This window comes from Rhodopseudomonas parapalustris, assembly GCF_053772255.1.
Genome location: NZ_JAMKBZ010000016.1, coordinates 100,305 through 125,643, shown reverse-complemented (window position 1 = coordinate 125,643; position 25,339 = coordinate 100,305). Strand labels below are relative to the sequence as shown.

Annotated in this window: 30 protein-coding genes and 1 pseudogene; 19 read left to right on the top strand and 12 right to left on the bottom strand. The window is 61.8% G+C overall.

The genetic code is table 11. The annotated features are described in order from the left end of the window. Window positions 1-267: RES family NAD+ phosphorylase (locus M9H71_RS15510; protein ID WP_455405861.1), on the bottom strand; the 267-nt coding region annotated here is incomplete at its 3' end. Between the two features lie 2 nt (window positions 268-269). Beyond that, the gene (locus tag M9H71_RS15505; RefSeq protein WP_455405860.1) at window positions 270-620 is read right to left on the bottom strand and encodes an antitoxin Xre/MbcA/ParS toxin-binding domain-containing protein; all 351 of its coding nucleotides are present in this window, start codon (window positions 618-620) and stop codon (window positions 270-272) included. A 369-nt stretch (window positions 621-989) separates the two neighbouring features. Between M9H71_RS15505 and M9H71_RS15500 the strand changes: the two genes are divergently transcribed. From M9H71_RS15500 to M9H71_RS15490, 3 genes and pseudogenes are all read left to right on the top strand, one after another. After that, window positions 990-2,672 (top strand): ParB/RepB/Spo0J family partition protein, encoded by a 1,683-nt coding sequence (locus M9H71_RS15500; RefSeq protein ID WP_455405859.1) that lies wholly within the window; start codon window positions 990-992, stop codon window positions 2,670-2,672. 92 nt (window positions 2,673-2,764) lie between these two features. After that, window positions 2,765-2,953: pseudogene (locus M9H71_RS15495) on the top strand (hypothetical protein); the annotation flags it as partial. A 477-nt stretch (window positions 2,954-3,430) separates the two neighbouring features. Continuing rightward, window positions 3,431-4,018: a hypothetical protein gene (locus M9H71_RS15490; protein WP_455405858.1), complete on the top strand. Its 588-nt coding sequence runs from the start codon at window positions 3,431-3,433 to the stop codon at window positions 4,016-4,018. A 229-nt stretch (window positions 4,019-4,247) separates the two neighbouring features. On the opposite strand, the gene M9H71_RS15485 is transcribed toward M9H71_RS15490, so the two are convergent. From M9H71_RS15485 to M9H71_RS15475, 3 genes are all read right to left on the bottom strand, one after another. Then, window positions 4,248-4,505: a hypothetical protein gene (locus M9H71_RS15485; protein ID WP_455405857.1), complete on the bottom strand. Its 258-nt coding sequence runs from the start codon at window positions 4,503-4,505 to the stop codon at window positions 4,248-4,250. Window positions 4,506-4,514: 9 nt separating this feature from the next. Continuing rightward, window positions 4,515-5,315 carry a hypothetical protein gene (locus M9H71_RS15480; RefSeq protein WP_455405856.1) on the bottom strand — a complete coding sequence of 267 codons (801 nt, stop codon included), beginning with the start codon at window positions 5,313-5,315 and terminating at the stop codon, window positions 4,515-4,517. Window positions 5,316-5,463: 148 nt separating this feature from the next. Continuing rightward, window positions 5,464-5,853, bottom strand: coding sequence for a helix-turn-helix domain-containing protein (locus M9H71_RS15475; RefSeq protein WP_455405855.1), 390 nt, complete (start codon window positions 5,851-5,853; stop codon window positions 5,464-5,466). Window positions 5,854-6,355: 502 nt separating this feature from the next. On the opposite strand from M9H71_RS15475, the gene M9H71_RS15470 reads away from it, so the two are divergent. The 3 genes from M9H71_RS15470 to M9H71_RS15460 all read left to right on the top strand — a co-directional run bounded on the left by M9H71_RS15470 (window position 6,356) and on the right by M9H71_RS15460 (window position 8,530). Beyond that, a complete protein-coding gene (locus M9H71_RS15470; RefSeq protein WP_455405864.1) occupies window positions 6,356-7,282 on the top strand; it encodes an ArdC family protein in 927 nt (308 codons plus the stop codon). A gap of 139 nt (window positions 7,283-7,421) precedes the next feature. Further along, entirely contained in the window at window positions 7,422-7,724 is a 303-nt protein-coding gene (locus tag M9H71_RS15465; protein ID WP_455405854.1) for a type II toxin-antitoxin system RelE/ParE family toxin, read from the top strand. Between the two features lie 497 nt (window positions 7,725-8,221). Next, on the top strand, window positions 8,222-8,530 hold the full coding sequence (locus M9H71_RS15460) for a DUF736 domain-containing protein (RefSeq protein ID WP_455405853.1): 309 nt from the start codon (window positions 8,222-8,224) through the stop codon (window positions 8,528-8,530). 75 nt (window positions 8,531-8,605) lie between these two features. Here M9H71_RS15460 and M9H71_RS15455 read toward each other — a convergent pair whose 3' ends face one another. The 3 genes from M9H71_RS15455 to M9H71_RS15445 form a co-directional block, all read right to left on the bottom strand. Then, window positions 8,606-8,863 carry a WGR domain-containing protein gene (locus M9H71_RS15455; protein ID WP_455405852.1) on the bottom strand — a complete coding sequence of 86 codons (258 nt, stop codon included), beginning with the start codon at window positions 8,861-8,863 and terminating at the stop codon, window positions 8,606-8,608. A gap of 102 nt (window positions 8,864-8,965) precedes the next feature. Next, window positions 8,966-9,565, bottom strand: a complete 600-nt coding sequence (locus M9H71_RS15450) for an RES family NAD+ phosphorylase (RefSeq protein ID WP_455405851.1) — start codon at window positions 9,563-9,565, stop codon at window positions 8,966-8,968. Window positions 9,566-9,575: 10 nt separating this feature from the next. Continuing rightward, the gene (locus M9H71_RS15445; protein WP_455405850.1) at window positions 9,576-10,661 is read right to left on the bottom strand and encodes a hypothetical protein; all 1,086 of its coding nucleotides are present in this window, start codon (window positions 10,659-10,661) and stop codon (window positions 9,576-9,578) included. Between the two features lie 158 nt (window positions 10,662-10,819). Between M9H71_RS15445 and M9H71_RS15440 the strand changes: the two genes are divergently transcribed. The 3 genes from M9H71_RS15440 to M9H71_RS15430 all read left to right on the top strand — a co-directional run bounded on the left by M9H71_RS15440 (window position 10,820) and on the right by M9H71_RS15430 (window position 13,230). Further along, complete coding sequence (locus M9H71_RS15440; protein WP_455405849.1) at window positions 10,820-11,662, top strand: DUF4365 domain-containing protein; 843 nt, start codon at window positions 10,820-10,822, stop codon at window positions 11,660-11,662. Between the two features lie 239 nt (window positions 11,663-11,901). Continuing rightward, window positions 11,902-12,774, top strand: coding sequence for a hypothetical protein (locus M9H71_RS15435; protein ID WP_455405848.1), 873 nt, complete (start codon window positions 11,902-11,904; stop codon window positions 12,772-12,774). A 180-nt stretch (window positions 12,775-12,954) separates the two neighbouring features. Continuing rightward, complete coding sequence (locus tag M9H71_RS15430; RefSeq protein ID WP_455405847.1) at window positions 12,955-13,230, top strand: DUF2285 domain-containing protein; 276 nt, start codon at window positions 12,955-12,957, stop codon at window positions 13,228-13,230. Between the two features lie 27 nt (window positions 13,231-13,257). Here the strand turns inward: M9H71_RS15430 and M9H71_RS15425 are convergent, their stop codons facing one another. Together M9H71_RS15425 and M9H71_RS15420 are read right to left on the bottom strand one after the other, a co-directional pair. Continuing rightward, complete coding sequence (locus M9H71_RS15425) at window positions 13,258-14,457, bottom strand: RHE_PE00001 family protein (protein WP_455405846.1); 1,200 nt, start codon at window positions 14,455-14,457, stop codon at window positions 13,258-13,260. 216 nt (window positions 14,458-14,673) lie between these two features. Further along, window positions 14,674-14,871, bottom strand: a complete 198-nt coding sequence (locus M9H71_RS15420) for a hypothetical protein (RefSeq protein ID WP_455405845.1) — start codon at window positions 14,869-14,871, stop codon at window positions 14,674-14,676. Window positions 14,872-14,995: 124 nt separating this feature from the next. Between M9H71_RS15420 and M9H71_RS15415 the strand changes: the two genes are divergently transcribed. The 10 genes from M9H71_RS15415 to M9H71_RS15370 all read left to right on the top strand — a co-directional run bounded on the left by M9H71_RS15415 (window position 14,996) and on the right by M9H71_RS15370 (window position 24,279). Further along, window positions 14,996-15,274: a type II toxin-antitoxin system Phd/YefM family antitoxin gene (locus M9H71_RS15415; RefSeq protein WP_455405844.1), complete on the top strand. Its 279-nt coding sequence runs from the start codon at window positions 14,996-14,998 to the stop codon at window positions 15,272-15,274. Further along, window positions 15,271-15,708 (top strand): PIN domain-containing protein, encoded by a 438-nt coding sequence (locus M9H71_RS15410; RefSeq protein ID WP_455405843.1) that lies wholly within the window; start codon window positions 15,271-15,273, stop codon window positions 15,706-15,708. Before M9H71_RS15415 ends, M9H71_RS15410 begins: the two co-directional genes overlap by 4 nt. Next, the gene (locus M9H71_RS15405; protein ID WP_455405842.1) at window positions 15,705-16,796 is read left to right on the top strand and encodes a hypothetical protein; all 1,092 of its coding nucleotides are present in this window, start codon (window positions 15,705-15,707) and stop codon (window positions 16,794-16,796) included. The genes M9H71_RS15410 and M9H71_RS15405 overlap by 4 nt, the downstream gene beginning before the upstream one ends. Before the next feature lie 8 nt (window positions 16,797-16,804). After that, window positions 16,805-17,983: a site-specific integrase gene (locus M9H71_RS15400; RefSeq protein WP_455405841.1), complete on the top strand. Its 1,179-nt coding sequence runs from the start codon at window positions 16,805-16,807 to the stop codon at window positions 17,981-17,983. 207 nt (window positions 17,984-18,190) lie between these two features. Next, window positions 18,191-19,405, top strand: coding sequence for a plasmid partitioning protein RepA (gene repA / locus M9H71_RS15395; protein ID WP_455405840.1), 1,215 nt, complete (start codon window positions 18,191-18,193; stop codon window positions 19,403-19,405). Next, the gene (repB, locus tag M9H71_RS15390; RefSeq protein ID WP_455405839.1) at window positions 19,402-20,424 is read left to right on the top strand and encodes a plasmid partitioning protein RepB; all 1,023 of its coding nucleotides are present in this window, start codon (window positions 19,402-19,404) and stop codon (window positions 20,422-20,424) included. Before repA ends, repB begins: the two co-directional genes overlap by 4 nt. 195 nt (window positions 20,425-20,619) lie before the next feature. Continuing rightward, window positions 20,620-21,852, top strand: coding sequence for a plasmid replication protein RepC (gene repC / locus M9H71_RS15385; protein WP_455405838.1), 1,233 nt, complete (start codon window positions 20,620-20,622; stop codon window positions 21,850-21,852). Window positions 21,853-21,953: 101 nt separating this feature from the next. Continuing rightward, window positions 21,954-22,568 carry a hypothetical protein gene (locus M9H71_RS15380; RefSeq protein ID WP_455405837.1) on the top strand — a complete coding sequence of 205 codons (615 nt, stop codon included), beginning with the start codon at window positions 21,954-21,956 and terminating at the stop codon, window positions 22,566-22,568. Window positions 22,569-22,732: 164 nt separating this feature from the next. After that, the gene (locus M9H71_RS15375; RefSeq protein WP_455405836.1) at window positions 22,733-23,443 is read left to right on the top strand and encodes a DUF1353 domain-containing protein; all 711 of its coding nucleotides are present in this window, start codon (window positions 22,733-22,735) and stop codon (window positions 23,441-23,443) included. Window positions 23,444-23,955: 512 nt separating this feature from the next. Further along, entirely contained in the window at window positions 23,956-24,279 is a 324-nt protein-coding gene (locus M9H71_RS15370) for a single-stranded DNA-binding protein (protein ID WP_455405835.1), read from the top strand. 62 nt (window positions 24,280-24,341) lie between these two features. Here M9H71_RS15370 and M9H71_RS15365 read toward each other — a convergent pair whose 3' ends face one another. Together M9H71_RS15365 and M9H71_RS15360 are read right to left on the bottom strand one after the other, a co-directional pair. Beyond that, a complete protein-coding gene (locus tag M9H71_RS15365) occupies window positions 24,342-24,713 on the bottom strand; it encodes a helix-turn-helix domain-containing protein (protein WP_455405834.1) in 372 nt (123 codons plus the stop codon). 56 nt (window positions 24,714-24,769) lie between these two features. Next, complete coding sequence (locus M9H71_RS15360; RefSeq protein ID WP_455405833.1) at window positions 24,770-25,111, bottom strand: helix-turn-helix domain-containing protein; 342 nt, start codon at window positions 25,109-25,111, stop codon at window positions 24,770-24,772. Window positions 25,112-25,339: the final 228 nt, after the last annotated feature.

Below are 25,339 nucleotides of genomic sequence, written 5' to 3'. Positions count from 1 at the left end.
CCCGTGCGCGCGAAGTGCTTGCTGATCCCGGCTATCGAAGACGCGAGCGATGTCTGCGTCATAGGAGACGAGCGTCGTCGGCTGGAGGTTTCCGACCTGGTTCGCCTCTCTGATCGCTGTCAGGATCGAAACGGATGTATAGAGCGCGGGCACGCCCCTGCGATTGAAGCGGCCGCCATAAAGCGCCGCGCCGCGACCCGACAGCGGCTCACGGGCGTAGATCGGATTCAGTGCCCGATAGAGCTTGCCTTCGTAACGCGGCGCCACGATCAGGCGTGAACGCCAGCATCGACGGCATCAATATAGTCGAGGACGTCGTCCGCTCTGCCGTCGCGAACGAGGCGCATCGCCGTCTGACCGGAAAAGCCCGGCAGTGGCTCCGAGCGATACCAGGCATAAGCCATCAGCGCTGAGCCGAATCTCGGCTCGACCTTGTTGATGACCTCCACCATTTCGCGCAGGCGGCGCTGCGTCCTGTCCGACCGGATTCGGTCCTTGCGCTGGATCGCGTCCTTGCCGAGACCGGCCGTCCGGGCGATTTCCTCGCTGGTCGTGTGCAGCGTCTCCGCGATCCTGCGCGGGGCGAAGACGCCATTATCGGCATATTGCGCGAGAGCCATCGCCGTGTCGCTCCAGTTTGACGCCAATAATACTGACGCAATATAGCGTCAATTCTGGCGGATTTCAAGAATGGCGGCGACTGTTCCTGCGGCAGGGAAAAGCAGGGAAAAGCAGGGAAAAGGAGAAAACGAGGAGAAACCTCCTCGCAGAGCGGCCCGGCCGGCACCGTGCTCGCTCAAACGCGGACAGCGCACTCCCGGCCCGTCGTCCTTCGCAGGGCGGACCGCCCCGCTCGCCCGGCCGGGCAGGGATGCTCGCCCGCATTTGTGCCGGCCCGCCCGCTCCGCGGGCCGGAAGGGGTCTTCTGGATGAAGACGGAAAAGGACCGGCGATGAGCCTGCGTCCGCAACCTCTGAAGGAGCAAGTCCATGGAAATGATCAAGGTGGATCCCCGCGCGCTGAAGGACAATCCCGATCGCACACGCCAGACGAAATCCACGCCCCAGGCCGACGCGCTGCTGTTGGCGACGATCAAGGCGGTCGGCGTCGTGCAGCCGCCCATCATCGCGCCGGAATCCGGCGGCGGTAATGGCTACATCATCGATGCTGGCCACCGGCGTGTGAAGCAGGCTATCGCGGCGGGTCTCAAGGAGATCGACGTTATTGTCGTGGAGGCGGCGAACGACAATGGCGCCATGCGCTCGATGGTCGAGAATCTTGCTCGCGAAGCGCTCAATCCGGTAGACCAGTGGCGTGCGATCGAGCGTCTCGTTGCGCTCGGCTGGACTGAGGAAGCCATCGCCGTCGCGCTCGCGCTCCCGGTGCGCCAGATCAAGAAGCTGCGCCTCCTCGCCAATGTGCTCCCGGCGATGCTCGACCAAATGGCCAAGGGCGACATGCCGAACGAGCAGCAGCTTCGCACGATCGCTGCGGCTGCGCTCGACGAGCAAAAGGAGGTCTGGAAGAAGCACAAGCCGTCCAAGGGCGATCCTCAGGTCTCCTGGTACAGCGTCGCGCAGGCCCTGCAGAAGCGCCGCATGTATGCCCGCGATGCGAGCTTCGGCGACGATCTGCGTGAGGCTTACGGCATCGAATGGGTCGAGGACCTGTTCGCGCCCGCCGACCAGGACGGCCGCTACACCACGAATGTGGAGGCATTTCTCGGCGCTCAGCAAGAGTGGATGACCAGCAATCTGCCCAAGAAGGGCGTCGTCACCGAGGTCAATAGCTGGGGCCAGGTCGAATTGCCCAAGAAGGCCGAACGCGTTCACGGCAAGCCCGCAAAGAGCGACTGCACGGCGATGTATCTCGACCGCGACGGCCGCGTACAGGCGGTCCACTACCGCATGCCCGATGCGAAGAAGTCGAAAGGGAAAGCAGCCAGCGGCGCTGGCGGCGTCGATGACGGGGATGTCGGCTCGGTGTCCAAGCCTCGCCCGGACGTCACTCGCAAGGGCATCGAGATGATTGGCGACTACCGTACCGACGCGCTGCGCGAGGCACTCGGTCGCGCGCCGATCGAGGATGACACGCTGATGGCGCTGTTGATTCTTGCATTCACCGGACAGAACGTTTCGGTGACGACGGGCAGCGGCGGCTCCTATTACGGGCACAACAAGCTGGCGAAGCACGTGGTCACACTCTTCGATTCCGAGGGCCAGCTCAACTTCGACATGGACACGCTGCGTATCGCGGCCCGCTCCATGCTGATCGACGTGTTCTCATGTCGCGAAAACGCGACCAAGAGCGGCATCGTCGCGCGCGTCGCCGGCGAGACGATCGGCGCCAATTCGTTCCTGCCGAACATGGGGACGGAGGATTTCCTCTCGTGCCTGTCGCGGCCGGCGCTCGAAGCGTCGTGCAAGAGCACCTCGGTTCTCCCGCGCCAGCGCGTGAGGGATACGCGCGCCGCGCTCGTCGAGCACTACAAGGAAGGGCACTTCGTTCATTCCGCCGCACTATTCGCGCCGGAAGCGGCCGAGCTCTCCAAATGGCTCACATCCAACGCCGTGTCCGAAACTGACGACGAGGAGGCCGATGAGGCGGACGCGACGGTTGTCGAAGATGCTGATGACGAGCAGCCCGGCGAGTTCCTCGATGCGGCCGAATAGCAGCCCCTCTCCGTTCTCGTCCGAACCTCTCCCGCCGTCGGCCATGCCGGCGGCGGTTCTGTTTCCACGCGCCCGCAATCTAGGAGGACAATATGTTCGCGCGTTCAATCATCAATGATGTCCCGCTCGGTTCGGGCTTCCGATCCCTCGACAGCGACGGTATCCGCGACCTTCACGGGCGGCTGATTGTCGAGACCGCAGACATCCTGGGCGAAGGGCTCGCCGAACGGGCGATGCAAATCCATCTCCAGCGCATCGTCAGCGCCTATGTCGGATCGGCGAAGCGCTTGCCCAGGCCGCCGACCTGATCGGCTTCGTGCCGACGGAACCCGCCTCGACCAGCCGAAAAACCACTGTAGCCCCAACATCGACATCCCGGAGCGCTGGCGCGTTCGACGCAGGCCGTGGGCGGGGTCTGCAGCGCATTGGCAATGGGAAATCTTCCTCGGTCCGCATTCGTGAGCATGCTCCACCGGATCTCCCCTCGGGTTTGTTGCGTTCGTAAACCGGCGTCCGGGCGCGTCCAGGTCGCCGTCGCGCCGCGTTGCGGCCGGGAGACCCCCGCTCTCGACAAAGCGGGTCCGCGCGCCGCGCGAGGGCCAGTAGGCCCTGCTCGCCCGCAAACCCGCTTCGCTCGATCTGGTGGTCCCGGACCCCGACACCCCCGTCTTTCCGCCGGTTCTTTTCGACCGCACCCGAAGGGAGGACCGGCAGGAGCCGGCCTTAGCCTTCCGGAAACCGAAGGAAAGGATATTCCCATGCCCAAGACCTCTCAAACTCCTCGCCAGCGCGCCAAAGTCCTGCAGCTCCGCAAGGGCACGACCCTCGAAATGGTCAGGCTCGCCTGCCCGGATGCCGCACAGGCCGCCCTCATCTCGGAGAGCTTCGGTCTTGCGATCATCGACGGCGACGGGGTTCGCGACCTTCACGAACGCCAACTCATCGAATCCGCAGACAGCCTGTCCGAAGGACTCGGCGAACGGGCGATGCAAATCCACCTTCAGCGCATCGTCGGTTCCTACGTCAGCTCCGCGCATGGCGCCGGCCAGTTCTACAGCCGCGCCGTCTCGGAGGCTCGAGACGCCACCGCGAAGTCGGCCAACGACCAACGCGACGAAGATCTTGATGGGCCGGTCGGGTTCGACAGCGCGGCCCAGCGTAAGCGGGAGTTTGCCGCCGACATGGCGCTACAGGCGCACGCGCTGCGCATGGCGGCCGAAGGCGCTGTGAAAGCATACGAACACGTCGTCGGCGAGACCTGGAAGCCCTTCGAACGCCCGATCGAGAATCCTGGCAAGACACTCGATCGTAAAGCGGCCGAACAACAGATGGCGTCCTTCGGCTGACCGCCATCGGCGCGGGGCTCCGGCCCCGCGCCTTCAATCGCCGTGACTTCGCGGTCGGTGGCAGCACGCCACCGGCCATTTATTTTATCGCGACGCCCATTTGCTCGCACGACGCGCTACGCCTCGCGTCATCGAGGCATTCATCGCGGCAGCCGCCGATGGTGGCCGGGCTTTCTCGCCTGTATGCTACGGCCGTCGATCCGGAAGCAGCGCTTTGCACGAGCAGCATTCAGCAGCGCACCTTTGCGTAAAGGGTGCAGCCCTGGGTCCGATCGCAATAAAGGACTTCCTTCTCACCAAGGATACAGTTGCCTTCCCAGCAAATCCCGTTCGTCGGTATCGTCGAACAATCCTTAGGGCGCTCGAACGGGTGGATGCCAGCAACGGCATCGTGCGCGCTCATGATCTCCTTTGCCTGCGCCGCCGTCAGCTTCCTGACCTCGTATCCCTGCGCCCTGGCCTCGCCGGCGGTCTGCGGAATGGGCATCCCCTCCTCCTAGTTTCCAGATTTTCTGAGTGCATCCGCGACGGCCTGGCCAATCAGCGACGCGTTGTGCAAGCGTGCCGCCTCCGCCGCGGCTTGATCGTTCGGCGCGGAGAACGTGATTGAAACGGTGTGGGTTCGTGTCCTCGTCGCACTGGCGAATGGCCCGCCAGGGTTCGCTGTCACGTCGACGAGTTTCCATGTCGGTGTGACCGTTCCGTTGGTCACGATGACGAAACTGACTTCATAGTTGAAAGCGCTGTACGGGCTACCGATGGTTCCCGGAACAGTCGTCAGGAAGATTTTCTTGTCGATGAACTCGCCGATCTTAAGATCGCCCGTCAGTAGCGACGCATTCGCGACTTCGCATGGCTTATCGATGCGTTTCGCACCCACCAGAGACTCAAGTGAATAGGCAAAGGAGATCGTTTCGGTTCGCGTTGCCTGCGAGGACACGTTGACACCCGCGCCCAGCGTGAAGCTATTCGCACTCGGAAACGTGCGTGTCCATGATACGCCCGGGGCCAGCGATCCCTTCTCATCGACCGCGAGCTTCAAGGTGACGGTGGCGTTCCAGCTCTTGAACCAGTCAGGCGGAAAACCGCTACGGCGACCCGCATCTTTCCAGCGCTCCAGGGCGTCATCGGCGCCTTTGTGAATCTCGCATTTGATGTGATTGATGATTGTGTTCTCGGTGATCCTCTGATGGTCGCGAGGCTCGTAGAACTCTTGGACGTCCGGCACGCGGAGGCCGCAGCCGGTGATGACCAATGAAAGGCTCGCTAAAAAGGCGAAACGAATAAAGTAAAGCATAGTTGCCCCCACAACCTGCGCAGCTATCAAACAGCCATTACTGCCGTATTGTCAACATTCGGAGCCGACGTTGTCGCGGTGAAAGCATCCTCTCTCGCTCGATGGAGTAGATGCTCAGAAGCAAACTGCTGCGAAGCCCCCCTGATCGTCAAAATGTCCTATCGGCGATAGCTTCCACCAGCGCGACGATTGCTCTCCGCAATTCCGCGGATCGGATGCGAATGAAAGAGTCAATCAAATCACGCCCTTCCACAGTGTAGGCAGCGTGCACCATGTCCATAAGCTGCTCGTAGTCGATATCGGCGTGCTCGTTGACCCGGGCCTGCGGCGGAAACAATTGCGCCGGCTTCACGTCGAGTATATCGGCAATGCGTTGCAGGCGGCTGGCGCCGACCCGATTCCTTCCGGTCTCGTACTTCTGGACCTGTTGGAAGGTCAAACCGAGCGCGTGTCCCAGCACCTTTTGGGTGATCCCTCGTTGTTGGCGCACCATCTTGATGTTTGCACCAACCTGCACGTCCACCGGATCGAGTGTCATCGCGGCCCACCTCCTGTTGCACCATACGCGTTCATCCCGCATGCGATGGTCAGATCGCGACAAGCTATTGCACGCAGATGCGTCATACTTGTTGCGTCTAGACAAACTTAACGCTGCAGGTCTCCTCTGCACGAGATCAACTTGAGCTGCGCAGACTACAAGCGACCGCATGACCTCGAATACTTTCGCTCAAGGGGTTCAAAGCGACCCGCCTCCGGCGGACGGCTCTATTCGCTGCGCTCAACGAACCCGCTAGCGGTTTCGGCCATCGTGGTGACGATCCTGTCGCGGACCGTAGTGCGCGGCGCAAACGGGAAGCAGACGACATCGGCGCCCCCGTGCCGCAGAAGGTCCTGCCAGGGACGTGCGAGCGCGCAACGGCGTCGCCGTCCTCCACTTTCGTTCCAGCCCCTGCGGGTGCGCGCCCGCGCTAATGCCCCGGCCGCCGGACCTTCGTCACGGGGTCGCGATGGTCGCGATCTCTCCTGGAGGTCTGAAGGAAATGAGCAGGAAACAGCAAGGCGTTCGCGAAGACATCTACGCGCGGATTACGGACAAGATCATCGCTGATCTCGAAAAAGGAGTGAGGCCATGGATGCGCCCCTGGCGCGCCGGCAATGCCGCGTTACGTGTCACGCGCCCGCTACGGCACAATGGCCAGCCGTACGGCGGAATGAATGTGCTGCTGTTGTGGTCGGAGGCGACCGCACGTGGATTCACCGCGCCGACCTGGATGACGTTCAAGCAGGCGCTCGAACTCGGCGGTGCCGTTCGCAAGGGCGAAACCGGCACGACCGTCGTCTTCTCCAGCAGATTCACAAAGACCGAAGTCGACGGCGCCGGCGAAGAGATCGATCGCGAAATCCCGTTCCTGAAGGCTTACACCGTCTTCAACGTCGCGCAGGTCGATGGTCTCGCGGAGCACTACTATACTCCAGCCGTCGTTGTCAGTGATCCGATCACGCGAATCGAACATGCTGATCGGTTTTTCGCCAACACAGGCGCGCTCATCCGCCACGGCGGCGATCGGGCCTTCTATTCGCCGGCGACGGATCACGTCCAGATGCCGCCCTTTGCCGTTTTTCGCGATGCCGCTTCCTATGTCGCCGTGCTCAGTCACGAGATAACCCATTGGACCGCCCCTGCGCATCGTGTCGGTCGCGATCTCAGCCGCTATGCGAAAGACCGCAGCGACCGCGCAAGGGAGGAGCTTTGTGCCGAACTTGGTAGTTGCTACCTTTGTGCCGACCTCGGGATCGTGCCCGAACTCGACCCACGCCCCGATCATGCGAGTTATCTCGATAGCTGGCTAAAAGTCTTTTCGAACGATAAGCGCGCGATTTTCGCGGCAGCGGCGCATGCGCAACGTGCCGTGTCGTATCTGCATGACCTGCAGCCGCAAGCTGCTGCCGAGCGGGAGGCCGCGTGATGCTGCACGCTCCGCTCGCGTCCGGGGTCGACGAACACCCCTCCCCCATTCGGCTGCGCACGCTCTCGCTGGGTGCCGACGTCCAATCAACGACGATGGCGCTGCTTGCCGCGTATGGTGAGGTCGGGCCGATGCCCGATTGCGCCATCTTCGCCGATACCGGCTGGGAGCCGCGCTTTCGGATCGCGACGACATCTTCACGGATATCGAAGCCCACACCCCTATGGACGCCATCGCTATCGACGATCGCATCTTGGCAGCGACACACCGTCTTCGCGACTTCCCGGAAAGCGGCCGTCCGGGCCGTGTTGCCGGCACGCGCGAGCTTGTCATCGCCGGAACGCCTTACGTCGCAGCCTATCAGATCGTTGGCGCGACGATCCGTATTCTTCGTGTACTTCATGGCGCCCAGCGATGGCAGAACGAATTTCCTCACGCCTGATCCCGTAGGGGGCCTTTGCCCTGCGCGGAAGAGCCTCATCCTTTCGGCAGACTTGTGAGCGTGAATGCTTTTCACGTCTGATACAAATGGCGGGATCCTTCCCGAGATTGGGTGCGGTTTGCAGCCTTGACCCGGTTGAGGTCCAGAAAGTGACGCACGTCGATGATGTGACGATCGTGTGAACCGACAGATATGCGCCTATCTCGCTCCTTGTTGGTTCGACAGATCGGGCGCGACCGGATCACGTCCTCGATATAGCTGGTCTGACCGAAGGTCGACGTCGCCGGGCTCCGTCTCGATCTTTCCCTGCAACGGCCGGCGTCAGCTTTTTTCCGCCGCGTGCTTTGCACGCTTTGCATCGCCATTCAAAAAAGCCTCTGCCGTCCGCCCTTCACTGACGTTGTGGCCCTTCGGGTGCAGATCGATCGCCTCCGGTCCATCGACCGCTATCGAGGCCGCGATGGGCGCGGCCCGACAGATCAAAAGGAACGAAAGATATGGCTACCATCGGCAACTTCACGTCCACCGGCAATGGCTTCTCCGGTGCCATCAAGACGCTCAACCTCAACGTCAAGGCGAAATTCGTCCGCGTCGAAAACCCCTCCGAGAAGGGACCGCACTTCCGCATCTACTCCGGCAACGTCGAACTCGGCGCGGCTTGGCAGAAGACCTCGACGGAAGGGCGCGACTACCTCTCGACCAAGCTGGATGATCCGTCGTTCCCAGCCCCCATCTATGCCACCCTGATCGAGGTCGAAGGCGAGGAAGGTCTTCAGTTGATCTGGTCTCGTCCCAGCCGCGACTAGGGCTTGGCAGCCCGGCCCCGCCGCAAGGCGGGGCCTTCTGTCGTGGTTTGAACGGCGTCGGCCGCGGCTGCCTTGTCACCGGTGACCAGGCAGCACGACATATCCCTTGCGACGCTTCGCACGCTCGACGCGCGTGAACTCGACCTCAGCGTGGTACGAAATATCGAACGTTTCGACCTTGCATTGACCGACCGAGCCGATCCTGCCCCAATTCCGCACAACCGATGCGCCGCCGAACAAAGTCGGCTGGATGCCGAGGCTGTAGAAGCGTCGCATATTGCGCGTCGCATCGATGCGCCGCAGGTTGAGCGGCCTTACTTTCGAGAATGTCATGCGCGGAGTCTTGCTTCTTGTCGAAGCCCCGTCTAACGACTTTATTGAATCGATACGCCGCAATCGATTCATCGCGTTGAACGGTTCATGACCTGTTGCAAGCTAGGGCGGTGCCAACGGCGTCATCGGATCCCAGGCCGCGCCATGCAGGCGCATGATGCTATCGACAATGGCACGTTGATCGCTGAATGCGTTGCGCTCGACCTCGACCAGGATGTCGGCGCGATCGAACAGGGCGTAACAAATCTGTCCGTTGTTGTGCCTCGCTCGATAGGCAATCCCGTCGACCTCGGGAAACGCCGCGTACAGGTCGGCGGCAAAGCGCCGGGACGAGTGGTAATCGTCTCCTGCGCAAACGTCTGCGGTTACGCCATGGTGAATGAGGCCCTCGTCATAAATCTTGGCCACTCGAAGTTCGCGGGTTGGTGCGAGCACCGTCCAACCGCGCTCTTCGACAAAAGGGCGGCCGATGATTGTTTGCGCATGCCGAAACACTGTCTCGGCAAATGCTCCTGTGAGTTCGCGCGCACAATAAAGGGTGCGGTACTCTCCCGCCGGCGCGTCAAACCGATATTTGGGTGATTTCCCGGGTGCTGGTCCGAACCAGATCGCACCAAAGTCCAGCGGATGGACTCGTACGAGCCCTTGTTGAGCTGGAATCCTTTCCTCGAGCAAGCCTGATGCGAACATGTGGTGGGGCATGGCGGAGGGATCACGCCTCATCAAGGCCGAGATACGCTCTCGCTGCGTCTACCACTGCATCGTCTTTGCCCTGCTTCAATGCATCGAGCGGCGCCTCTCGCAAATTTGGATCGACTTGGGTCAGGAATTGCAGTGCAGACCAACGGCCGGCGCCTGAGGAATCAAACAAGGCGACAATCGGGCTTAAGCCGTCTACAATCTTGGCCTTCCCCTCGATGTCGATCAACTGCGCCGAGGGGACAATTAGCTCCGAGCCTCGCATCAATCCCAAGGCGCTGCCATTCCGGATTCGTTTATGCAGCGCCTGGCGCGTGGTACCGACACGCGCAGCGGCTTCAGTCAGTTTCAACGCCTTACCCGCCTTATTCAGGACTTTGGCTTGCGCCGCGGCTAATCGTACCGCATCGTCAGATGGCAGGTCCTCGGGAGGAAGCATCTCCAGGTCGGTCGCGAGCTTGATCGCTGCCTTCAACTGGTCGGCGACGATATCGAGGTGATGTGCCAATTCGTGAAACGCTCGCGCTTGGTCGTGAATGAACAAGCTCCGCAACTGGCTGTCCGCAGGTGTGATCTCGCACAACATGCGGAATGCACTCGATGTCAACGGCTCGACCTCTGCAGGCGGCGACCACTTGTGCAACAACGCGCGCTTCAGGTCGCGGTATCGATTGAACGTCGTGTTCACCAAGCTGCTGTACCAGACGCTTAGACCAGAGCCAGTCTTCAACATGTTGCGCACTGGAGCCGGCTCGAAATCTGTGATCCGAGCTTTCTCGAACGCCATATAGAAGTGATACGACGCGCAGGTTACGCGATGTCCGAAGCGGGCGACCGAAGCGACATCGCTGCGCTCGCGCTCGAGCGCAAAGATTAGATCGACGTCGTATGGGTCGCGACCGGTTACGAAAACGTTTGCGAACGGCGAATCGCTCCCGGCAATCGCAACAGGTCGCCCAAGTTGAAAGCGCAAGTGTTCAGGGTGCGGCCCTGCCGCTCGCATAAGGATGTCTCGGAGCGGCTGATCGAGGATCGATGGCCCCTCCTGCGACATAGCGGCCGTGATGGCAACGCCGCTAATAAGATCATTAGATACCATGTTGACCTCCACCCAGTTCCATTAGCGATGGTCAGAGCGGGTTGATATGTAGGTTGATAATGGACTTTGAAACCTTGTTGTCAACCCATTTCCTTATAAGAAAATATTCCTGAAGCCGTTAGCTTCGGCGTGGTCGTCACCGCGACGAAATCAGATGGGTGGTGATCGGCGATCATTCTCGGTTTGCGGGCGACCCACCCATCAATGTATTGCTCATTGAAAGTTGGGGACGCGCGATGCAGTTCGATTGGCGGCAAAGAATCGGAAGAATCGGCGAGCGCAGGGTCGCCAGCTTCGTCGAGGAGAAACTGAAGTTCGGATACCGTAAGGTCGGCGAACCGGATATCGGGGTCGATGGTGAAATCGAGATTGCGGATGAAAATCTGAAATCCACAGGTGGCCTACTCAAGGTCCAGGTGAAGGCCACTGCGGAATCCTTTAAAGGGCGCGCTTCACTTCGAATCCCGATTGACGAGAAACACCTCGACTACTTCGCGTCGTTGATGGTCCAGCCTATTCTGGCTGTCGTGAGCATTAAGGACGACGTGATTTTGTGGAAGCCGATCCTTCACAAAAATCATTGTAAAGGCCCTCGATCCGGCTTCGGGATCACGCTGCATTCTAAAGCAGACCGATTGACCAAGCGCAGCGCTCGGTTCCTCAAGATGCTCGGTGAGCGATCGAACGCCATCATAGCGAAATATATCATCGAGGAGGCAGAGGAACTGCTCTCCGACATGGACTCTCAGTTTTCAACTGGCGAGTACGACACGATTACCGCCGATATTTGGAGCGAGACGCTGGCATCAGTTCAGTCGTCCCTACGCGACGCGCGATGTCTACTGCTTTATGAGCGACGCCATAGCGACGAGATCAAAAAGACTGACGAGCGCTTCGACGAAGTCGTTGGTCGGGTGCAGAACTGGCGGCGATGGTTCATCGAAAATCACTTCGAAGACAAGCTCGTTGAGCAGGCCAGCCGCGACGACTATTTCCGATGAATCTTTGCCGCCTCAAAGAAACCCCACGCGATACCGTCGTGTCCAATGGACTCGCGCGGACCCAGCTTCGCAACGAAAGTTGCGAATTGGCGATTCCACGCCTTTGTGCGGCCGGCGTTGGAGCTCAACGAGGATGATGCACAATTGCCCGCCTCCAATGCCGCTGCTGCAGCGGTGGCTTTCAAAAGGAACCTGGATGAGCAATCGTCGCGGCAATTTTTACGCCACGCGAGACGACGATGCCTTTTAACGAGTTCGGCTTTCAAGAAGTCGAATATCAGAAGCTCTATCGGCAGTTTGCCGCTCCCTTCCTAATCGAAGGGAACGTTGAGAATAATCTCTATTTCGTCCACGAGGCACAGCAGAATCACATCTATGGGGTGAATAATGCGCTGCTTGAGCTCACCGGAGATGCCCTGACCCTCCTGTCGCGCATAGCATTCACGCCAGAGGCTTCCCACTTTCTCCGGTTTGGTGTGATGCGTCGCCTGCGAATGATCGATTCATCGTTCAAGAGTTTCCAGGCCGTCGTCCCACCCAGTCGGACCGTTCCACTATCGCAGGAGCAATCCGACCGGGTCTGCCGCGACCTCAACGCGATTTACATCGACCTCCTCGGTCTTCTCGACAACTACGCCTGGGTTGCGGTGCATCAGCTTGGATCACCCGCAACGAAAGCCAAGAACGCGCTGTCGATCGGCCTGTTCAAGCACGCCTTCGCCGTCGATCCCTCTCTGAAACCTGTAGCCGACGCCTTGCGGCCGTTCAGCGACTGGGAGAGAGATGTCAAGACCCGGCGCAATCCGGCGGCTCATCGCATGCCGCTCTACGTGCCGCCGGCCGCGCTGACGCCTGAGGACGTTGTCGAGTTCGAGCGGTTCGAGGCCCTGATCTCACAAGCGCTCCACGCCCAGGAATTCGAGAAGATGGACGCACTGCGAGAGGGCCGTCGGCGTTTCGGAACGCTCGTCCCGAAGTTCCTGCACGACCCTGGCGAACCGGTGATCGATATCTATCCCACCGTCCCGGAGGACATTGGCCAGGCCGTGAAGATCGGCAGGACCGTGCAGACCTTCCTTCTAGAAATGGGGGCTGTAGCGGTTCAACCTTGATAGGCGAAAGGGCTGCCTTCGAAGAGTGCGATCAATCGTCGTCGTGTGAGGATCGTGACTGCGGGGCCGTCGAGTTCGTCGATCTCGGCCAATTGCTTGGCGAGCTCGAAATGCCGGTCTTTCGCTGTTCTCCAAATCCGCTACTCTGACCGAGGGCGGACTTGAGTGGAGTTTTGTCGAATGCAGCAGCCACCTCTCGATCCTGATGTCGCCAACGAAGCGCCGAGCGCACCGGTCCTGACCGGATACGACGAGGCGCATCTGGTCACCTATCTGCGGCTGCTTGATGCCGAGAACGACGATGCCGAGTGGGGGGAGGTCGCGCTCGTCGTGCTGCACATCGATCCGGTTCGCGAACCTGTGCGGGCACGTCGCGCCTGGGAGAGTCACCTCGCCCGTGCCCATTGGATGACCAAGAATTACCGGCAATTGCTGCGCGGCGGGGCGCCACACTAGCGGTTCACAAATTGCCTTCCGCTACTTCTATAAAATCGCCCAGGCCCGATACCGGTCACGGCCTGTCGCCTCGCGCAGCCCGAGCTGCGCGACGAGATCCTGCGCTGCGCGCGGAGTGATCTTTAGTTCCTTGGCGATCATCCCCGCAGAGACGACCGGCCGCGTCAGCACGTAGTCGAGCAGGTCCGGCAACCGGGAGGTGGATCGTCGGCCGTCGAGCTTGCGGGCGAGCAGGTTGCGGGCGTTGACCCAGCGGTCATGATCTTTCAGCCCGGCCTCGCCGGCGGCGCCCAAGGCTTCGAGGTGCGCGGCCAGCCGCACCGGTGCGGCGAGTGCGCGCCGGCGCTCACGCGGCACGAGCTTCAGACCGACATGGATGCATGGCAGGTGCCGTCGTGCCTTGCCCCGCTCGCGTAGCACCGCGGCGGCAAGCAGCCGGCCAAGCCAGTGCGCGTGCTCCAATGGAGTGAGCATGTCCCATGCATCGAGAGCGACGGCCGCCGCCAATGTCGGCGGCAGCGCCCTCGCCTGATTGACGATTGCGCGCCACCGATCGAGCCGGCCGCCTTCGTCCCAGTCGGGATCGTAGAGCAGCGGATCCCGGTCCCTTTCGCTCGACCGGTCGCGAATACCCTTGTCGGTCAGGGTCCGATCGGCATTGGCGATCGCGGCGTCGACCGCGGCCAGCGCATCGGCCAGGCGATGATCGGCTTCGACAACCGGCGCAGGTTCTCCGGGTTGATCTTCCAAGCCGTCGTCTCCACCCTCGCCCGGCATGTCGATCCCCTCCGCGGAGGTGGTTGCCTCCAGCGGACCACCACGCGGTTTGCCGCGTCCCCGGAGTCCTGAAAGCCCGGCCGGAGACAACGCCCAGCCCGGCTCGGCGTCGGCGATGCGCCGGCGGGCGCGCAGCACCGCGTGCGCCAGGGTCAGTTCGTGCGTCGGCGTGCGAATATCCATGTGTGAATCGTGCAGCACGAGATCGTCGAGATGGACCAGCTCGCCATCCACCCATAGGCTGGCGCAGGCGTCGGCGAAATGAGTCCGTGCGATCCAGCCGTCGCGGATCGGGCTTTTGGCCAGCCGCTCGTCGAGGCGTGCGAGCGCATCTTCGGCGGCGGCCAGTGGACCGACGATCTCGGCCCAGGGCAGCGGATCGGGGATATGGTAGGCCGGCAGCAAGACTTTGATAACCTTAACGGGAATTGCCGAAACGGAAGCTATCACGCATTTAGCCTCCGTCATAGCGATTGCTCTCGGCGGAATCTCTGACTATTGATAACTACCCCTTATCGATAGTGTTGGACACGGAATCGCAAATCAGCGATTCTGGCTGTCCTCAGGCCGGAAATTCGCATCGGCCGGGCCTCCGATCGACGAGAGGACGCGCCCGCTGTCAGCCCCCTCCCCTTTTCTGGACGTCATCGGCGGCCGCCGTCGGCCTCAGGCATCGTCGACCTCGATGTTGAGGTGCTCGAAGCCCGGCCTCATCTCGCGGGCCTCGATCGCGGCGATGTCCTCGTCGGTCAGGTCGACAGTCAGGACGGCCCGCCGATCGCGGGCGGCGGCCTGGTGCCAAGCGGCCACTCCCTCCTCATCAGTCGCGTGCGTCCGGATACGGTTTTTTGGGCCGTTGGCCATGGTGCGTCCTTCCGTGCCCCCCCGCAATCATAGCGGAGTTGCGCCCTTCCGGCGCGGCCGCCGTTGAAAATCGCCACAGGGACTCATATAGTCATAATAGTCAATATAGTCATAGGAGCAGAGCGTGACAGCCTCCCGAAAGACCCCGGCGCACGAATCGGGTCACTGGACCGTCGCCGGCGCCAAGGCGCGCTTGTCCGAAGTGATCGAGCGCGCCCAAAGCGATCCCCAGATCATCACCCGCCATGGCAAGCCGAGCGTCGTCATGGTCTCGGCCGAGGAATGGGCACGTAAAACCGTCCGCAAGGGCACGCTGGCCGAATTCCTGATGGCCTCGCCCCTGCGTGACGCCGAGCTCGATCTCGATCGGGTCCACGACCAGCCGCGCGACCTCGATCTATGAATGTCCTGCTCGATACCAACGTGCTCTCGGAGGTTCGCCGGCCGGCCCCGGAGCCAAGAGTGCTGCAATGGCTCGACGCGATCGACGAGGACCGGACGTTCATCAGCGTGGCGTCGATCGCCGAACTTCGACGTGGCATCGCATTGATGGACGACGGCCGGCGGCGCGACGCGCTGACGGCCTGGCTCGCCGACGAGTTGCCGGCGCGCTTCGACGGCCGAATCCTGCCGATCGACCTCCCGATCGCCAAGCGCTGGGGCGATCTGATGGCGCGAGCCCGCCGCAGTGGCTTTGCGCTTTCTGTCATAGACGGGTTTTTTGCGGCCACCGCGCTCGACCGGGAAATCATCCTCGCCACCCGTAACACCAAGGACTTTGCGGCGCTCGGCGTGCCCCTGTTCAACCCCTGGACCGATGAAGGAATGTCGGGATGACAGCCCCTGCCCGCCTCCCGGATGCCGCCTCGCTCGAAACCGTCCTGGCGGGGCTCGACCCGGCCTCGGTCGACGCCGACCTCGTCCCTGCGCTCGCCGCGACCTTCCCGGGCTTCGACTTCCGCCTCGCCCAGGTCGACGACGACTACTGGCGCGACACCCGGTCGGTCATCCGGCCGGACGGGACGCGCGTCGGCGAGTTGCGGCCATGGATGACGGCCGAGCTCGCCAAGGACGGCGGCGACGTCAAGGCGGTCTGGGCGCGCCTCAGGGAAACCGACCTGCAGATCACCGAGTGGCGCGGGTCGAGCGCATTCGTGTTCGCGCCGACCGGCACGGCGCCGGCGGACTATATCCAGATCGCGCTCGGCCGCGAGGTCGAATGGCGCGCCGGGCCGATCGTCAACCCGGACTATCGACCCTGGGGTGAAGAGGAACTGCTCGATCCGGGCTGGCCCCGGAACAAGTCCCTGCCCGAGACGGATCGACTCGCCGGTCCAGTCTACCGCCTCCTCGACCGCGCTGGCGGGGCGTTCATTCACGTTCGAAGCTTCCTCGATCGCTGCAGCCGGATCGAGCGTGAGAAGCGCGAAGCGCGGCGGCCCGAAATGGAGCGACGGGTGATCCGCGAAACGGGGCCGCGAGGGGCGATGCGCGAAACCCCGTTCCTCGAATTGGTGCCGGACTATTTCGAGTTCGTTCCGCGCGAGCTACGCTTCTTCCGGGATTGGGAGTCCTCGAGCGCCCGTTCGCAGCGCGTCTTCGCGCATTGGGCGCTCGACGCCCGCGACTACACCTACAAGGGCGAGCGCGAGATCGGCTTCATCCCGCGGCCGCTGAAGGTGCCGCGAGACCGCCTGCTGAAGGCCCCCGAGATGTCGGTCCACCAGTTGATGGACCGGATCGAGGCCGTCGACCGCGAGGTCGGCCTGCCCTTCGGCTGGTTCTTCCTGATGACGCATGGCCATTGGGTCGAGCCCGATGTGGGCCACGCAATCGCCGAGGGCCTCAAGGCGCAGCGCGTCCGCTTGCCGGACCCGGACGCAGCGGTGCTGCTGCGCTGGGCCGATCGGACCTACGGGTTCTGAGGCGCGACATGGACGATATCGCCAAAGGCGGCTCTCTCGACGCCGAATCCCGGCGGGCGCTGCAACTCGACACGCTGTCGGCCATCCTGCCGATGGACCGGCGTGACCGGCTGGCGCAGCTCCTCACCGACGACGACGTCGCGACGCTCAAACACCTCGCGCGCGAGGGCATGGGCGAGAACAGCCTGCGGGCGCTGGCGTCCGACCTGGCCTATCTCGAAGGGTGGGCGGCGGCCGCCACCGGCGATCCGCTGCCGTGGCCGGCGACCGAAGCGTTGGCGCTGAAGTTCGTGGCGCATCATCTTTGGGACCCGGTGAAGCGGGAGACCGATCCCCGGCATGGCATGCCGGCGGAGGTCGCGAACGATCTGCGCGCGGAGGGGCTGCTGCGCAGCGAGGGTCCGCATGCGCCGAGCACCGTGAAGCGGCGCCTGGCGAGCTGGGGGACACTCCATCGCTGGAAGGGAATCGAGGGACCATTTGGCGCACCAAGCCTTCGCTCGGCGGTGCGGCTGGCGGTGCGCGCTTCGCCGCGGCCGCGGCGGCGCAAGAGCAAGAGGGCGGTCACGCGAAATATTCTCGACAGCCTGGTCGCCACCTGTTCGACGGACCGGCTCGTGGATACTCGCGATCTCGCCATCCTGCTTCTGGCGTTTGCCTCCGGGGGGAGGCGGCGTAGTGAGGTCGCGCGCCTTCGCGTCGAACAACTAGCCGACGAGCCTGCGGTACGGATCGATCCAACGGACGAGAAATCGGCGACGCTGCCCTGTGTGTCGATCCACCTTGGCCGCACCAAGACCGGCGACGCTGACGACGAGGGCAGGGTATTCCTTGTCGGCCCCCCCGTGGACGCATTGCGCGAGTGGCTTGAGCGGGCCGACATCCAGAACGGTGCGGTTTTCCGTGCGATCGACCGGTGGGAGGCTCTTGAGGAGCGGCCGTTGACCCCGCAATCGATCAACCTGATCGTCAAGCGGCGATGCGTTATGGCGGGGTTCGACCCGGCAGAGTTCACCGCGCACGGCCTGCGGTCGGGATATCTCACCGAGGCCGCTCGGCAGGGGTTAGCGTTGCCCGAGGCGATGCAGCAATCCAGGCATCGGTCGGTGCAGCAGGCGGCGAGCTACTACAACGATGTTGAAAGAGCGTCGGGGAGAGCGGCCCGGCTCTACGACATCCGCCGGTGAGCGGGCGAGGGAGTGTCGATGTTGTCAGCGGACAACATCGACGGTCTCGTAAATGTTGTCAGCAGACAACAATGCGCCGCCGCGCGCTGGCCTTGTCGCGCGTTAACTTTTCATTAACCCTTAAACGCTTGCGGCGACTCGGGAATCGTGGTCTTTCTTGAGACGGATAAATACCGTCTGACGCAGTGAAACCGTCTTGAGATCCCGATGACGAGTGTGGTGGAAGCCGAATCGCAACGACCGGAGACCGCGAGTGCGCGCATAAACCGCCACGCCGGCATCTTGTCGGGTCAGCTACGGTCGCTCGGAACATCGCTCTTTCCCCCGGCAGCCACCAAGACGCTCCGGTCTTTTAGCTCGGGTGAAGTCGCGAAAATAGTCAGGGTGTCGGATGGCTATCTCCGCCAGTTGTCGCTTGATGGGCTTGGCCCGGCACCGGCCATCGGCCACGGGGGCCGAAGGTCTTACACGCTTGCGCAAATAAACGAGCTACGCGCCTATCTGGCCGATGCGCGCCCCAAAGAGGCGTTGGATTTTTTCCCCCGTCGGCGCGCCGGCGAGAAGCTTCAAATCATTACGGTCGCCAACTTCAAAGGGGGCTCCGCGAAAACGACGACCGCACTCTATCTCGCGCAGTATCTGGCGCTGTCCGGCTTACGGGTCCTGACGATCGATCTCGATCCGCAGGCGTCGCTCTCCGCGATGTTTGGATACCAGCCCGAGTTCGATATCGGTGAAAATGAGACGATCTACGGAGCTATCCGGTACGACGACCAGAGAAGGCCGTTGCGTGAGATCGTGCGTCCTACCTATTTCGACGGGATCGGCCTAGTCCCCGGCAATCTCGAACTCATGGAGTTCGAGCATCACACGCCGCGCGCTATGATCGAGCGCCGAGAACGCGGACACGACCTGTTCTTCCGCCGCGTGGCAACTGCGATCAACAGCGTTGCGGATGACTACGATGTTGTGGTCATCGACTGCCCGCCTCAGCTCGGCTTTCTCACGATGGGCGCTTTGAACGCCGCGACCGCCATGCTTGTAACGATCCACCCTCAGATGGTGGATGTCGCCTCGATGAGCCAATTTCTCCTCATGACGTCCGACCTGATGTCGATCATCGAGGACGCTGGCGGCAGCCTCGATCACGATTTTGTCCGCTACGTCATCACGCGCCATGATCCGAACGATGTTCCCGAGGCGCAAATCGTGGCGTTGTTGCGGAACCTCTTTGGTACCGATGTGCTGCAAGCGACGGTCTGGAAATCGACGGCGATTGCAAACGCCGGCCTGACCAAGCAGTCGCTGTACGAACTCGATCGCGGCTCGGTGGGGCGAGGGGCCTACGACAGAGCATTGGAGTCGGTTGACGCCGTCAACGCAGAGATCACTCAACTCGCAAAGAAGGTGTGGGGGCGATGAGCAAACGCACTGACACCATCAAGAGCCTCTTCACCGCGCCACCTTCCGGTGCGTTGTCCACTGACAACACTCTGCCGGGGGCGCCCGCGCGAGTCACGGCGGGCGCCGTTCGTTCGCTCAGGGACTCGTTCTCCGACGTCGAGCGAGAAAATCAGGAACTGCGGGAGAAAATTGCGGCCGGGGCGATCATCGTTGAGATCGATGCCAATCTTGTCGATCCGTCTCCGGTTGCGGACCGGTTTCGCGACGACGACATGACGTCCTATGAGCTTCTGAAGCAATCCATCGCGCAGCGTGGGCAAGAAGTTCCGGTCCTGGTGCGACAGCACCCCGCGATCGCCGGCCGATATCAGAGCGCCTACGGACATCGCAGGGTTCGGGTCGCACGCGAGCTGGCAATTCCGGTGCGCGCAATCCTGAAACAATTGAGCGACGAGGAGCTGGTCGTCGCGCAAGGCTTGGAAAACGCGCCGCGCGAGGATCTGAGTTTCATCGAGCGCGCCATTTTCGCGGTGCATATTGAAGATGCGGGGCACAAGCGATCCGTTGTCCAGGAGGCGCTCGCGATCGATAGAGCAGAGGCGTCGAAACTGATCGCCGTCGCACACGCAATTCCGCGCGACATCGTCGATGCGATTGGCAAAGCGCCGAAAATCGGGCGCGGCCGATGGCAGACCTTCGCTGATTTGCTCGCCGACAGCGCCGCCGCCAAACGAGTCAGGGCGGCGATTGCTGATGCATCGTTTGCAACGGGAGAATCAGATCATCGGTTTGTGACGGCTTTCAATGCAGCCGCTCGACAGGTCGAACCAGATTCTGCGAGGAAACCCCGATTACAGCCCGTGGTTGGGCATGACGGACAACCCATTGCCAAGGTCCAGCGAAGCGCTCGCGACCTCAAGCTCTCCATCGACAAGAAGGTGCCCGCGACATTCGCGGACTTTCTCGTCGGCCAACTCCCAAACCTGTTCGAAGCCTTCACAAAATCGGGCAGCGATCAGGAGAACGACGAGGCGTAGCCGCCTCACCCCGAAACCGCGAACCAGGAGCAGCACGGCAAAAGAAAAAGGCCCCCGAAACTATCCGTCCCGGAAGCCTCTCTCACAGTTTGGCGACTTGTAGAGAATCACTTTCGCGAATCGCAGTCAAGAGTCTCATAAGAGACGGCGTCGTTTTGGCGAGCAAATTTTCTTTGCCTCAATGAGGGCAAGGACATGGAGACACATACCCCGACGACGCCTTTCGGGCGGCGATCGCTGACGCTTGCTCATGTGGCGACCCAGATGGCCGCGTCATCACGCCCGCCCGAGAAGGTCGTGCATAAATGGAAGATCTTCCACGCCATCTGTTTGGCACGGCCGAGCCTCGGCGTTACCGAACGCGCGCTTTCGGTGTTGAACGCGCTTCTCACCTTCCACCCTGAGACAGCGCTGACCGGTGAGGAAGACCTCATCGTCTTCCCATCGAACCGTCAGCTCTCGTTGCGCGCGCACGGCATGCCGGCGTCGACGCTGCGTCGGCACCTGGCAGTTCTGGTCGACGCCGGTTTGGTTATCCGGCGCGATAGCCCCAACGGCAAGCGTTACGCGCGCAAGGGTGCCTCGGGTGACGTCGAACTCGCCTTCGGCTTCGACCTGTCGCCGCTCGTCGTCCGCGCGGAGGAGTTCGAGCGCCTGGCGGCCGCTGTCGAGGCCGAAGCACGTGAAATCAAGCTCGCACGCGAGCGCATCACGCTTTGTCGGCGCGATATCGCCAAGATGATTGCGACCGGGATCGAGGAAGGTGTGCCAACGCGCAGGGAAGGGCAGGGGCCCGCCGACTGGACGGAGGTGCACGCCGGCTTCCGCGCGATCGTGGAAGGGATTCCCCGCACGGCGTCCCTTGCGGAGCTTCAGTCTGCTGCGGAGGAATTGGCTCAATTGGCCGACGACGTCCTCAACCTCCTGGAAACACATATTAAAACTCAGGATATGAGCGCCAATGAGTCCAGCAATGAGCGCCACATACAGAATTCAAAACCAGACCCCTTAATTGATCTTGAACCTGGCTTTCGAGAAAGCGGGGCGGCGAGGGCGGTGCCACAATCGCAAACGGTACGGGTTGTGGAGATGGCCTATCCACTTGGCATGGTGATGAGCGCGTGCCCGGACATCGCCGACTACGCCAAGGGCGGGATTTCGAACTGGCGCGATCTGCTGGCGACCGCGGCCGTCGTACGCCCGATGCTCGGTATTAGTGCGAGCGCCTGGGAAGACGCGAAGTCAGTCATGGGCGAAATGCAGGCCGCCGTCGTGGTTGCCTGCATCCTCCAGCGCGGCCCCGCGATCCGATCGGCCGGCGGTTATTTGCGCGGCCTGACACGAAAAGCTGAAACGGGCGAATTCTCGATCGGGCCAATCCTCATGGCGCAGATCAATTCGCAGCGCCGCGAAAAGCGACCAGCGTGACAAGCAAGCTCGATGAGCATCGACTCCACACGGTCCGGCCGACTCGGATATCGTGCTTGCGATGTTCGGCCTCGTCAGCGCGAACTACGGGGGATATTGATATGTCCGGAACGACCATGTCCGTCGGCCAGGCCATCGCCGCAGCGCTGGATCGGGCGGAGGCACTGAGAAATACGAGCGAGCGTCCTGCCCGCGTGCGGATCATGACGATTTTCGGCGACGATCGGTCCGGCCTCACGATCAATGCGCGGATCGCAGCACGGTCGCCGGCTGAAAATCGCGCGCAGCAGGGCCTGGGGACACGCTGTATCCCGTGGAAGGAACTCGATGTCCGCGCGCATGAGATCGTTGGCCTTGTGGACGAGGTCGTCGGAGAGGTGACGCTCGCGATCAAGAACGCCCCCGTATCATTGCGGCCGAGTCGATCGGAAACTGATGTCGAACTCACGGTGTTCGACGCCTTGATTGACGAGCTTGGTGAAACCATCACGCGTGCGGCCATGGCGGTGCTGGACAAGCATCCGGAGGCGAAACTCGCGCGCGGTTTGGGAAGCGAGGCGACGATGCTCGCCGCGTTGAAATTGGCGGCGTTGTCGGCCTACACCGGAAACGTCGGCCTGAACGACGTCCAGGACGAACTTCGGTTGGCGGTCGGCGACGTGATGGGCAAAATGACTGATCCGTCCGAGATCACCGTCCGACCAGTCCTGAATTGATGGGAGCCGGGACGGTCGCGCGGGTCGCCAGTCTGCGTGGCGCGCCGGCTGATCCACAAATGGCCGAAGCTGACGAACCATCTCCCTTCGATTCTGACCGTGCAAATCAGCTTGCATCTCCGTGAAAATCGTTCAGCGTGATGGACGCAAGGGGAGGGCAGGCGATGAAAATTGCGGTGGCACTGTTACTCTGCTGCGCCAGCATCCTGTTAGCGACTGGCGATGCGTCGGCAATTACTTTGTGTAAAGCGACGAGCGACCGCAATTGCTTCACCGGAACGTTTGGGCTCGTTGATATCGCCGGAGATCCCGGCCACAAATTGCTCGCTGCGGACTTCGGGTTTGTGGACCCCGAGGGGCTCGGCTGGCAGACCAACAAGGATGCAAAAACCGACGGCGCATCAATCCCGCCGCTTCTGCAGCCCTTTGTTGGCTCGCCCTGGGAGGATGGCTATATCCGCGCCGCCGTCATTCACGACTGGTATTGCGATCGCCATGTTCGTGCATGGAGAAAGACACACCGCGTCTTCTACGACGCCATGCGTGCGAGCGGATTGAACGAGGCGAAGGCCAAGTTGCTGTTTTACGCTGTTTATGCTTTTGGACCGCGCTGGGGTTATCTCGTGCCTGGGACCAAGTGTCCCGGGACGCAGAATTGCATCCAGATGACCGGCAAGGAGGCCGTCTTCGTTCAGATGCCGGCCGCGCTCGACAATCTTGCTGGCGCGGAGGAATTAAAGGCCATGGAAACCGCGATCGAACTATCTGAGACCCATGGCGGTTTCTCGCTCGACCAATTGATGGCTATTGCGGATAGGGCACACCCGAAGCAGACGCTTCTCGACACGGCCCCCAGCGCGGGCGAGACCAAATAAGCGCCGACAGGTCACTGTACTCCCGCACGCAGGACAACCGCCGGCAGAGGACCGCAGCAAGTGCTTGGGGCTCTTTGGTGAGAAGTCTGGCCACGTCTCCAGCATCTCCCGAGTGCCATCCGCCAACGGCTTCGTGTTGAGGTGCATCCGGAATGGCGCATCGTCCTGTCGCGATGGCCCTCCCGCCATGTAGAGGCTGCCATGGCGTATGCAAATGCTTCCTCCAGTCAAGGTCAACGCTCCCGGTTGCATGGCTGGATTCCTATGGCCGTCGCCAGCACGTCGGTCCCTGCATCCCAGGAATTTTCCCCTGCCGGATCACCCCGCGAGCGGGGACCCCGATCGGCATTCCTCGCGCACGCGCCTATGGCGCCAAAATTCATGGGGCTTCGGGACGCAGCGCTGCGCTCGCCCTTCGCCCGCGTCTCGCGCGCTCCGGCTCTGTGCCGGCTTCCCGTCCATCACGGATCGCCATCGCAACGGGGCGTAGCCCCACAAGATGGAGAGAGACCATGCGCAACATCGCCGAATTCACCCTCATCGGACACGTCGGGACCATCAGAACAGTCGGCAAGACGGTTCGCGTCACCGTCTGTGCCAACTACCCCTTCAAAGACAAGGCTGGCGATTGGAAGGACGACCAGCACTGGAACGAGGTCACGATCTTCACATCGTCGATCCAGAAATACGTGAACGAGCACGTCGGTAAGGGCGACCTCGTCCACGTGCGCGGCCGGCTACGGCAGAACAGCTACGAGCGCGATGGCCAGCGGATCTACACCGTCGACCTGATCGGCCTGGAAATTGGCCGGCTCGTCAAGACCTCTGCGGCATAGCCCCAACGCGGGGAGGCGCGAGCCTCCCCGCCATCTGCGACCCCTTCGGATCGCGGAGGATGCTAAGAGGGCAACTTCCGCGACCGCGTCTGTCGGGCAAGAGCGCGTTGCGCATAATTTTTCTTCTCGATCGCCGCAACGACCTTGTCCAGATCAAGGCCCGATTTACGCATCGCGCGACGCGCGTCGTCGTTGTTGAAACCGAGAAGTTCGAAGACGCTCATGTTGAGCACCGATGCGATCCGTTCGATCGTGCGAAAGGTCGGGTTTCCGATGCCGCGCGCGATCGTGTAATAGGTTCCGCGCGCGAGCCCCAGCTTCCGTTGAAATCGCTCGGTTCCGCCGTTCTCGATCTCGAGCTGCTGCAGACGCGCCGCAAGCATTTCGCTGAGGATCGAATGATCGGTTGACCGTGGTGAGCGTACGAGCGGCATTGCTGTCTGTCTTCGAAGACGTGTTCATCCCGCGATGAAGCTGCATATCCAATATATTAGACCTTCTTGGGTCGCAAGCGCTTTCTTGCGGCTTCCCCAAGAGAAGCCCTAGCGTTGGGTGCTTCACCTGTCGTCGATCTAAAGCGGGCACACAGGAGGGTGCACGATTCGACACCCACGCTTTTTGCGATCTGTTCTACGTACTCCAATGTCGGATTGGCGGCGGCCGACATCAGATAAAAATAACTTGAGCGCGGTATTCCGAGATGTTTCGCAAATTCGTCCCGCGTCTGGTGCGCTTCGAGTCGAAGCGCCTCTAATTGCTCCTGAAATGCATGAAGCAGAGGCGATGCCGGGCGCGGCACGGGCGCATCGTCCCGTTCGATCTTTTCGCGCATCGTTCGTCACTCCGTGTCGCGTCGCCCCGCGAGCCCTCGTCACGCTGCGATTTCTCGGCGTTGGACGACTCATCAACATTCAATATAATAGACTGATCCGATTCAACCAGGAGACGCGCGACAGGACAAAGAAAAACCCGGCAGAGCCGGGTCTCTCAAGAGGGTCAGCGGGCTGGCGACGCCAATCGCCATAATGCCTCTAATCACGCATCATTATCTTAGCTCGCG

Excerpts from the sequence above, each read along its gene's own strand:
- M9H71_RS15505 (WP_455405860.1), bottom strand. The coding sequence starts at position 620 with ATGGCTCTCGCGCAATATGCCGATAATGGCGTCTTCGCCCCGCGCAGG.
- M9H71_RS15500 (WP_455405859.1), top strand. The coding sequence starts at position 990 with ATGGAAATGATCAAGGTGGATCCCCGCGCGCTGAAGGACAATCCCGAT.
- M9H71_RS15490 (WP_455405858.1), top strand. The coding sequence starts at position 3,431 with ATGCCCAAGACCTCTCAAACTCCTCGCCAGCGCGCCAAAGTCCTGCAG.
- M9H71_RS15485 (WP_455405857.1), bottom strand. The coding sequence starts at position 4,505 with ATGCCCATTCCGCAGACCGCCGGCGAGGCCAGGGCGCAGGGATACGAG.
- M9H71_RS15480 (WP_455405856.1), bottom strand. The coding sequence starts at position 5,315 with ATGCTTTACTTTATTCGTTTCGCCTTTTTAGCGAGCCTTTCATTGGTC.
- M9H71_RS15475 (WP_455405855.1), bottom strand. The coding sequence starts at position 5,853 with ATGACACTCGATCCGGTGGACGTGCAGGTTGGTGCAAACATCAAGATG.
- M9H71_RS15470 (WP_455405864.1), top strand. The coding sequence starts at position 6,356 with ATGAGCAGGAAACAGCAAGGCGTTCGCGAAGACATCTACGCGCGGATT.
- M9H71_RS15460 (WP_455405853.1), top strand. The coding sequence starts at position 8,222 with ATGGCTACCATCGGCAACTTCACGTCCACCGGCAATGGCTTCTCCGGT.
- M9H71_RS15455 (WP_455405852.1), bottom strand. The coding sequence starts at position 8,863 with ATGACATTCTCGAAAGTAAGGCCGCTCAACCTGCGGCGCATCGATGCG.
- M9H71_RS15450 (WP_455405851.1), bottom strand. The coding sequence starts at position 9,565 with ATGCCCCACCACATGTTCGCATCAGGCTTGCTCGAGGAAAGGATTCCA.
- M9H71_RS15445 (WP_455405850.1), bottom strand. The coding sequence starts at position 10,661 with ATGGTATCTAATGATCTTATTAGCGGCGTTGCCATCACGGCCGCTATG.
- M9H71_RS15435 (WP_455405848.1), top strand. The coding sequence starts at position 11,902 with ATGCCTTTTAACGAGTTCGGCTTTCAAGAAGTCGAATATCAGAAGCTC.
- M9H71_RS15430 (WP_455405847.1), top strand. The coding sequence starts at position 12,955 with ATGCAGCAGCCACCTCTCGATCCTGATGTCGCCAACGAAGCGCCGAGC.
- M9H71_RS15420 (WP_455405845.1), bottom strand. The coding sequence starts at position 14,871 with ATGGCCAACGGCCCAAAAAACCGTATCCGGACGCACGCGACTGATGAG.
- M9H71_RS15410 (WP_455405843.1), top strand. The coding sequence starts at position 15,271 with ATGAATGTCCTGCTCGATACCAACGTGCTCTCGGAGGTTCGCCGGCCG.
- M9H71_RS15405 (WP_455405842.1), top strand. The coding sequence starts at position 15,705 with ATGACAGCCCCTGCCCGCCTCCCGGATGCCGCCTCGCTCGAAACCGTC.
- M9H71_RS15400 (WP_455405841.1), top strand. The coding sequence starts at position 16,805 with ATGGACGATATCGCCAAAGGCGGCTCTCTCGACGCCGAATCCCGGCGG.
- repA (WP_455405840.1), top strand. The coding sequence starts at position 18,191 with ATGACGAGTGTGGTGGAAGCCGAATCGCAACGACCGGAGACCGCGAGT.
- repB (WP_455405839.1), top strand. The coding sequence starts at position 19,402 with ATGAGCAAACGCACTGACACCATCAAGAGCCTCTTCACCGCGCCACCT.
- repC (WP_455405838.1), top strand. The coding sequence starts at position 20,620 with ATGGAGACACATACCCCGACGACGCCTTTCGGGCGGCGATCGCTGACG.
- M9H71_RS15380 (WP_455405837.1), top strand. The coding sequence starts at position 21,954 with ATGTCCGGAACGACCATGTCCGTCGGCCAGGCCATCGCCGCAGCGCTG.
- M9H71_RS15375 (WP_455405836.1), top strand. The coding sequence starts at position 22,733 with ATGAAAATTGCGGTGGCACTGTTACTCTGCTGCGCCAGCATCCTGTTA.
- M9H71_RS15370 (WP_455405835.1), top strand. The coding sequence starts at position 23,956 with ATGCGCAACATCGCCGAATTCACCCTCATCGGACACGTCGGGACCATC.
- M9H71_RS15365 (WP_455405834.1), bottom strand. The coding sequence starts at position 24,713 with ATGCCGCTCGTACGCTCACCACGGTCAACCGATCATTCGATCCTCAGC.
- M9H71_RS15360 (WP_455405833.1), bottom strand. The coding sequence starts at position 25,111 with ATGCGCGAAAAGATCGAACGGGACGATGCGCCCGTGCCGCGCCCGGCA.